Consider the following 7,559-nt stretch of genomic DNA (forward strand, 5'->3'; position numbering starts at 1 on the left):
CTTGCCAGGTAGTGGCGGCGATGCCGCCCACGAGCGTCAGTGTCACGAGGCTCCCGGCTAGCGTTGCGCCTTTGTTCCGTCGCATGAACTTTTGCAGGCGATATCCCACTGAAGGCGGACGCGCCATGATGGGCTCTTCCGCCAAATAGTGTCGCACGTCTCGCTCAAGCTCGTTTGCGGCGGAATAACGGCGATTGCGGTCTTTCTCCATGGCCTTCATCACAATCCAATCCAGATCGCCTCGAATCGCCTGCACGAATCGACGTGATTCGACGCGGCGGCGGCCTGCAACCGTGGATAGTGCTTCAGCATTCAGCGTGCTGATCCGGGCGCTTGGGTGCAGCGGCTCTTCCTCGCGAATGATACGGCGCAGCTCATCGAAGCCTACTTCCCTGAGCCGCCCCGCGTCGAACGGCGTGGCGCCAGTAAGTAATTCGTAGAGCAGCACCCCCAATGAATAAATGTCGCCGCGCGTGTCGATCTCCAGTGGACTCAGCTCTGCTTGTTCGGGCGACATGTACAGCGGAGTCCCGATCAGCTGCCCGAAACCACTCGCGAGCGTCTGCTCTGTCAGTCTCTGATTGACTGCCTTGGCCACCCCGAAGTCGATCACCTTGGCGATCGGTTTGCCGTCCTGCATCGCCACCAGCACATTCGAAGGTTTAATGTCGCGATGGATTACTCCCTTCTGATGGGCGTGCTGAACCGCCTGGCAGACGCTGATGAACAATTCCAACCGCTCGCGCGTGGTCAGATTGCACTCGTCGCAGTATTCAGTGATCGACACGCCGCGGACAAGTTCCATCACAAAGTAGGGGCGGCCGGCCTCTGTCGCGCCAGCATCCAGCACCTTGGCGATGTTCGAATGATCCATCAGCGACAGCGCCTGCCGCTCGGCCTCGAAGCGGACAATCACTTGCCGCGTGTCCATGCCAGGCTTGATGATCTTGAGGGCGACCTTGCGGCGAACCGGCTTCTGCTGCTCGGCCATGTAGACGACGCCCATGCCGCCTTCACCGATCTGCTGGAGCAGCTTGTAAGGGCCGATCTGCGTCCCCGGCTGCTCCAGAGACGGCTGATTCATCGTGGCCTCCAGTCCCGGCGCCGGCGCGTTGAGGAAGCTGCCCGCCTCGCGGTGAACTTGCAGCATGGCCTCGACTTGTTGTGCCAATTCGGCATCCCCGCCGCAGGCCTGGGTGACATAATCTTCCCACTGCTCTGCCGGCAGTTGGCCGACGGCGTGGAGGAACAGATCACGGGCTTTTTGCAGGTTTGCAGGCATGGCAACACGCAATACCAATTTCGTCCGGCGCTGAACTCGACGGACACCCTACAGTGCGGAATTGGCGCCGCATTCGTCCGGAAAAATATGGCAAAAGCTGCGTCGTTTCCGCCGGTCGATCACTCGCCCCCCAGCAAGGTTTTGAGGCGCACGCGGGCATAGGACCAGTGTTCGTAGGCCGTCGAGCGGGAAATGCCGACCAGTTCGGCGGCATCCTCGATGGATAAGCCAGCGAAATAGCGGAGCTGAATCAAGCGCGCGGACTGGGGTTCCTCGGCCGCCAAACGCGCGAGGGCCACGTCGATGTCCAGAAGTTCGTCCGCGGGAGACTCGAAGCCGACATCGGCGGCATCCAGGGGAATCCGCTGGCCCTGACCGCCCCGCTTTTGAGCCTGTTTGCGGCGGGCTTGATCGACGAGAATGCGCCGCATTGCCTCGGCAGCCGCTCCGAAGAAGTGGGCCCGACTATTCCAGTGCTGGGCTTTCTCGACATCCACAAGCCGGAGATACGCGTCATGGACCAGGGCCGTGGCCTGTAGCGTCTGGCCGGGTTTTTCCTGCGCTAGGCGCGCGGCGGCCAGCTTTCGCAGCTCGTCGTATACCAGAGGCAGCAGTTTCTCCGCCGCCGACGAATCGCCGGAATCGATTTGCGACAAGATGCGGGTGACGTCGGACATGGCCCCAATTATGGTTGCTCCAAAACGAGCCCGCAATCGACGCTCCGGGCCTGCCGATGGATAGCTCAAGCTTCCTGGGAATCGCGTTGTGAGACACTTCTGGTGTAGATTGTGGGCTGACGATCCCATGATGAGCAGGAGTCGAAGCGATGGCGCGACAGTCGAACGTGGAGGTGAAGGACCGGCGAGAGGCGGTGTTAAGTCTGTTGCGGCGCGAGGAGTGTAGTCGAGTTTTGCTTCCGCGGAACCGCGATTGCCGCGACGAGCATCATTAGGGAGATGTGTTAACCAGCCCGGGCTCCACCGCTGCAGGAGATTCTGATTGGGTAGTACTCGCGACCACGCCGCTGGCTCAGAACACGCAGCCGGTCGTGCCGATCACACCTCCGCTGGAGCACCGTGCACAATCCTCGCCCAATCCGGGTTAAGACTGTTCAGTCCGCTCACGCGCGAGCAAGAATCCCGGTCTCGAGCCATTCAGCGCTTGCGCGATTCTGGGTGGCCTGAATTTGTAGTCCGATTCTTTTAACTGAATGCGAGTACCGTGCGTGACTGTTAGCCGCGTCATCACAGACCATACCTGCGATAGCGCCACTTGCCGCACAGTCCACCCATCAACACCACTCCGATCGCCAAGCCAGCGCTCGGCGGCTCCGGAATTGTTCGGTACTCCACAGTCAATTGAGGGCGATTCGACAGGACCGGACTCTCGCGCGAATCAAATCGCTTGCCAGAGGCATTGGAGATTTCGTCGGCCGCTACCACGACCCATCCGAAGTTACTCCCTGGTTGTTCGAGCCAGGCCTGCACGTCATTCACGAGAAGGCTGTTCGATCCCCAGTGGTAAAAATCGGGAGCGCCTACAACGACCGTGTCGCGTGGCATAGCCACTAAATCGCCCCCCGCAGTAGCCCACAACTGGTCCGGAAAGAAGCGGTGCACCCAAGTGGCGTCGTCCGCAGTCGCGGCCGTACCGGCTCCCTCGCCTCCCAACGCGTCGGAAGTGCCTTCCCCCCAGGCCGACAACAGTCGATGGATCGCGACCGGTTCGGCCCCGCTTTGTGATTGCGATAAATGCAACGTCAGCACGGCTTCGGTGATGATCGACTGCGGCGGAATGCTCGCAGCGACGTCAAATCGAACGAGACCACGACGCACCAGCCCATCGGCGGTGACGCCCACATTGAGGAATTGTCCGGCTCCATTACTGAGCGACGCCGACGGATCATCGTAAATCGTATTGTCGGCGGCAGCGCTGAGTTGGATAGTGGCACCCAGACACAGTCGGAACGGAATTAGCAATAACAGCGGTGCACCAAGAAGATGACTTGCCCAACGCATTGTTGCCCCGGTGATGCGATTCATGAGAGTTGTTTTGCCGCACCTAGCATGCATGCAGTGAGCCAGAAATGCAACCTATCGCCCACATCACAGGTGCACGACATGAGACATACTATCCTGGCGCGATACGCAAGCGGCAAAAGGACGACGTTCTACCTCTTGCTACGCAGCCTTGGGAAGGTTAACCTCTCCGTGTCGTGCGGTGGCTGCCCCGTTGCACGACCTGGCCGCCGGTCCGAGTTACGGGCGCGGGCGGCTTTTTTATGCGCGGTTACTCGCAGCCTGCAGCGTATCCCTTCGCGCTCACCGCAGCCGGCTACTGCGGCGGACCTGCCTGCGGCCTACTCACAACTCGGGATAGTGTGCTCAGGCTGTAGTCGACCTGCGGTTGCTCACAAAGCCCATAGTGAGGGCAGCCGTCACGAGGGAGGCAAGGCCTGCGGCATTGGCATCGCACGGTAAGAATCTGCGGCGTGTACCGGTTTGGTTGGCGCCCGTCGCTAGGAGTCGAACGACCCTGCCCAAGGAGCGTCACGATTTGGTGCGCTGCCGGTGCCGCCACCAAATTTCCCCTGATGGTGCGTCGGCAGTCCCGCGGACTAGCGCATCAAGCCGAACCAGAAGAACACGTTGGTCAACAACACCAGCACGGCGAAGAAAAGGAACCGCCGCAATTGTCGAACCTGCTGCCGACGTTGATACGCGTCTTGAATCGTTTGCGGCGAGCGCATTACGTTGGTTGCCATACCTCTATCCCAGGAAGCGGAAGTGATCGGGCCACTACATTGGTCCGGCCCGTGGAAGTGCCCAACCCAACGATAGCATTTTTCAGAAGGCTTCGGTAACACCGCAATTGTCTGAACCATCGTCCGTTGTAAACGGCGGTCGAATAGTGCAGCGCTTGGCGGTTGATAAGTGTGGCGCTCGGGGTGAACGGGGGTTTAGTTTAGGGACGTTGGTGGGGGAGTGCAACGCATTCCTACCTGTTCCTCCTCCGGAGGAGGAACCACTTCGGCTCCACGAGCGGGCAGTGTTCGGTCGCCCAGCGCAACTGATTCCGCCTCCCATGTAAACAATGCGAGCTAGCGTCGAAACTACCGCATTCGCGGCGCTCGCGGCTGGTCGTTAATGCGCGCGACTCAGGCGAACAGCTGGCCGGCTGGCGTGCCTTCGCGCACGACCACGTGCAGATACGCCGAAGTCGTGACGATGTTGGCGTGCCCTGCCGCGTCGCGTATTTCGGCCAATGTGCGGCCGCCAGCCAACGCATGGCTCACAAACGTGTGCCGGCCGTCGTGGATCGAGAGCGATTCGAGGCGCGACTTCCCCAGGACCTTGCAGGCTGTCCGAAACCGCTGACGAATCGCCTGTCTCGTCAGCGTCTTGCCGCGGGTGCGGTTGATGGCGGAGACGACGAATCGGTCGCGGGCAGTTGCGCCCTCTTCCACGCGAAGCTGCTTCCATTCCACAAGCGTCTCCAAGGTGCGCCGGTCCCACCAAAGTGGAATTCGTCGAAGCCGCCGGCTCTTGGCCACCGCAGCACGAATCACGATGTGCGGTCGAGCGTCGGCGACCCGTACATCGTCCAACCGCAGGCTGGCAATCTCCGACACCCGCAGACCGCAGCAACAGGCCAGCCGGACAATCACGAGGTTCAGCCTGGTGTTTAGTGACCGCTTGGCCTTACGTTCCAGATCGGCCCGGACGGTCGCCAATTCGGTGCGGGACAGGAGCCGCCAAGAGTCGACCTGCCAAGTGGAGTAAATCGGCACATTTTGCATCGAAAGCGTCTCCGTCGGGCGTAGATGTTCGAGTTTGCACTACGCCTCGACACTTACCTCGCCAGCGGCCCGGCAGCAAGCGAACTTGTTACCACTTCCAGTGAATTGGTAACAACCTTGCGCGCGCCAGAGATGCTTTGGGCTCGCCTAAAACACGTCATTCCCAAGAGCTAAGTGGAAATCAGAAAGAAAATGCGATCTTGCTTAGCGCGCGTTCACACGTTCGATGCGCTGGCATGCCGGTGCAAATATGGCTGAATTCTCTTAGCAAGTGAGAATGTCGGTTGACCATCGCCGAAGGCCCTTGGTCGGCTCGGCGATGGTTGCTACGATCGTGCCTCACCCAATGATCAAGGAGCAACGATGGCCAAGAAGAAAAAGCTGGTGCGCAAGCCGTGGTCGCCAACCGAACTTAAGAGGTTTAAGTCGCTGGCCGGCAAGGTCTCAACCAAAGAGTTGGCAAGAATGTTCGGGCGTACGCCAGGTGCAATCGCTCAAAAAGCGCAGTATGAGGGGCTATCCCTTGCCGTGAAGAAGCGGAAGCGAAAATAGTCTGCGTTCACAGCAGAAACTCAGATGTCCAGCGATCGCATCGACGGCAGGTTCTCGCCTCCACAAGAAAGGCTAGACCATCCGCGGCTCAACAAGCTTCGGACGAAATGACTTGCGTCGAATCGCGAAGTTGGCCAACGAAGCCAACTCGTGGATTGCTGCCAATGCTAAACAGCATGCGGGCTAGTATGTCCAGCCATTTGAGGTCGCAATCGACTTTTTTTCCGCTTTCAAACGAACGTGCACATCGTCGCAGTCCTGATCAGTGAAGTAAGGACGCCCAGCACGAACGATTGTGGCTCTTACCGTCGTTGATTAGGCCAAGCGTCAACGCTATGGTTCGCCGCAAAGCAATTCATTCATTTTGTTGTGCTGGGGTCCGATTGGATTCTTTGTTCGTGTTCTGCAAAAGGAAGCGTTAATGTCCGACTACGTCGTCCGGCCTGCGTCGCGTGATCAGATCGCGCAGATGATCCGCCGAGTGCGGCCGCTACCGCGTCTCAATGAGACGGCGGTCGAGGAAGGCATCGCGACAGTGTTCGCTGCGTACGCTGAGCCGCACCGTGGGCATCACGACCTGCTTCATCTTCAGGAGTGCTTCGGGTGGCTGTATCATCTCGAACAGCTTCTTCCGGCCTTCGAGGATTACGAGGTTGACTCGCTAACTCTTTCTCTTGCCTTCCACGACTTCTTCTATGTGCCCGGAGCAAAGGATAACGAACAGCGCAGTGCAGCAGCAGGGCGTGTATTCGCCGCGAAGATCGGAGCAGAGCCGCCGACGATTCAGTGCACGGAAGATTTCATCCTCGCGACGCTGCCTAGCGAGCGGCCGTCGAGGGACATCCTCCAATTGCAACACGACATTGATTGGTGGGCGGTCGGTTCTCCACGCCCGCGTTACCAGCAATACGCGGCCGGTATCCGCAAGGAGTTCGACGACGGAAGCGGCGCGTATCCGCTGGGACGCCGCAGTTTTCTTGAGGACTGTGTAGGAAAACAGGTCTTTCTGACCCCGCTTTTCTCGATCTTCGAAGGCCAAGCACAAGCGAACATACTTTGGGAAATTGAACAGATGGCCGAATAGCTGCTGCGGGGACGGGTTGTGGTCGTATTTCGCCGCCCGCGCTAAAGCGGCCTGCACGTGAAATACAGGGGGAGCAACTTCAGGCGCATCCAGTACAGCTCAACGTAGTTGCACGCCGGCCGCACAGGCCTTGGTCCGTTCAAGGTACATCCAGAACCGAAGGATCGCGGAGTCGCTGGTCAGTAAGCGTCCGCAAGTCGGCCCGCGGCTCGTCCTTCCAACGATCGGGGCTCGGTTCCACGACTTCGTTCTCAACGGCCGTGGACCGCAGATAGTCCAAGTAGTCGCGCTGATTCAACATCTCGATCCTCAGCTGCTGCACAACGACCACCGTGTCCGGAGCGAGCTTGAGCGGATCGCCGGATGGCGTCACTGGAGCTACCAAGGTTGGGGCATCGAGTCCCAAGAGCGCCCGGCGCTGAGCGACGCACTTCTGTACTTGCTCCAGGAAGCGGGGATCGCCGTGCTGGTTTTTCACGGTCTTCCGGGCACGCGCCGAACCTCCATCGCATCGATCGAACGCTGCCAAGCTCGCAGCGCCCGATCTCAACGCAACCACATCAGCCTCAGCCTCCGCGCGTTTGTGCGCTTGGAGCTCCACTGTTTTCACAGCGGAATCAGCTGGTTTCACGCCACACTCGACCTCGCCCGCGACGCCGTCCGAGCCTATTTCAAAAACCCCCAATACCGCCTGCAACCGTCAACTGCGTAAGTCCTAAAAAGGTCGAAGTGCCATTAGCATTTGACCGTTTCGCTACCAATCGAAAGAGCGTTCGAAAAGACGCGATAAACTGCTTAGCACACGACGCTACAATCAGTGACCTGAAATTGCCCCCGTCAAA

Annotated in this window: 8 protein-coding genes; 2 read left to right on the top strand and 6 right to left on the bottom strand. The window is 59.3% G+C overall.

Translation table 11 applies throughout. The features are described 5' to 3' along the window. From SGJ19_15480 to SGJ19_15500, 5 genes are all read right to left on the bottom strand, one after another. Window positions 1-1,282 (bottom strand): serine/threonine-protein kinase (locus SGJ19_15480; GenBank protein MDZ4781652.1); only part of this gene is annotated, 1,282 nt, incomplete at its 3' end. 119 nt (window positions 1,283-1,401) lie between these two features. Beyond that, a complete protein-coding gene (locus SGJ19_15485; GenBank protein ID MDZ4781653.1) occupies window positions 1,402-1,959 on the bottom strand; it encodes an ECF-type sigma factor in 558 nt (185 codons plus the stop codon). 567 nt (window positions 1,960-2,526) lie between these two features. After that, window positions 2,527-3,324 carry a DNRLRE domain-containing protein gene (locus SGJ19_15490; protein ID MDZ4781654.1) on the bottom strand — a complete coding sequence of 266 codons (798 nt, stop codon included), beginning with the start codon at window positions 3,322-3,324 and terminating at the stop codon, window positions 2,527-2,529. Between the two features lie 575 nt (window positions 3,325-3,899). Further along, window positions 3,900-4,046: a hypothetical protein gene (locus SGJ19_15495; protein ID MDZ4781655.1), complete on the bottom strand. Its 147-nt coding sequence runs from the start codon at window positions 4,044-4,046 to the stop codon at window positions 3,900-3,902. A 393-nt stretch (window positions 4,047-4,439) separates the two neighbouring features. After that, window positions 4,440-5,081, bottom strand: coding sequence for a site-specific integrase (locus SGJ19_15500; protein ID MDZ4781656.1), 642 nt, complete (start codon window positions 5,079-5,081; stop codon window positions 4,440-4,442). 363 nt (window positions 5,082-5,444) lie between these two features. Here SGJ19_15500 and SGJ19_15505 point away from each other — a divergent pair, with 363 nt between their 5' ends. After that, a complete protein-coding gene (locus SGJ19_15505; protein ID MDZ4781657.1) occupies window positions 5,445-5,633 on the top strand; it encodes a hypothetical protein in 189 nt (62 codons plus the stop codon). 421 nt (window positions 5,634-6,054) lie between these two features. Beyond that, window positions 6,055-6,717 (top strand): hypothetical protein, encoded by a 663-nt coding sequence (locus tag SGJ19_15510; protein ID MDZ4781658.1) that lies wholly within the window; start codon window positions 6,055-6,057, stop codon window positions 6,715-6,717. A 139-nt stretch (window positions 6,718-6,856) separates the two neighbouring features. Here SGJ19_15510 and SGJ19_15515 read toward each other — a convergent pair whose 3' ends face one another. After that, window positions 6,857-7,195 (bottom strand): hypothetical protein, encoded by a 339-nt coding sequence (locus SGJ19_15515; GenBank protein ID MDZ4781659.1) that lies wholly within the window; start codon window positions 7,193-7,195, stop codon window positions 6,857-6,859. Window positions 7,196-7,559 lie beyond the last annotated feature (364 nt).

The organism is Planctomycetia bacterium (assembly GCA_034440135.1).
Taxonomy (GTDB): Bacteria; Planctomycetota; Planctomycetia; order Pirellulales; family JALHLM01; genus JALHLM01.

Coding starts and splice junctions, on each gene's coding strand:
- SGJ19_15485 (MDZ4781653.1), bottom strand. CDS start 1,959: ATGTCCGACGTCACCCGCATCTTGTCGCAAATCGATTCCGGCGATTCG.
- SGJ19_15490 (MDZ4781654.1), bottom strand. CDS start 3,324: ATGAATCGCATCACCGGGGCAACAATGCGTTGGGCAAGTCATCTTCTT.
- SGJ19_15495 (MDZ4781655.1), bottom strand. CDS start 4,046: ATGGCAACCAACGTAATGCGCTCGCCGCAAACGATTCAAGACGCGTAT.
- SGJ19_15500 (MDZ4781656.1), bottom strand. CDS start 5,081: ATGCAAAATGTGCCGATTTACTCCACTTGGCAGGTCGACTCTTGGCGG.
- SGJ19_15505 (MDZ4781657.1), top strand. CDS start 5,445: ATGGCCAAGAAGAAAAAGCTGGTGCGCAAGCCGTGGTCGCCAACCGAA.
- SGJ19_15510 (MDZ4781658.1), top strand. CDS start 6,055: ATGTCCGACTACGTCGTCCGGCCTGCGTCGCGTGATCAGATCGCGCAG.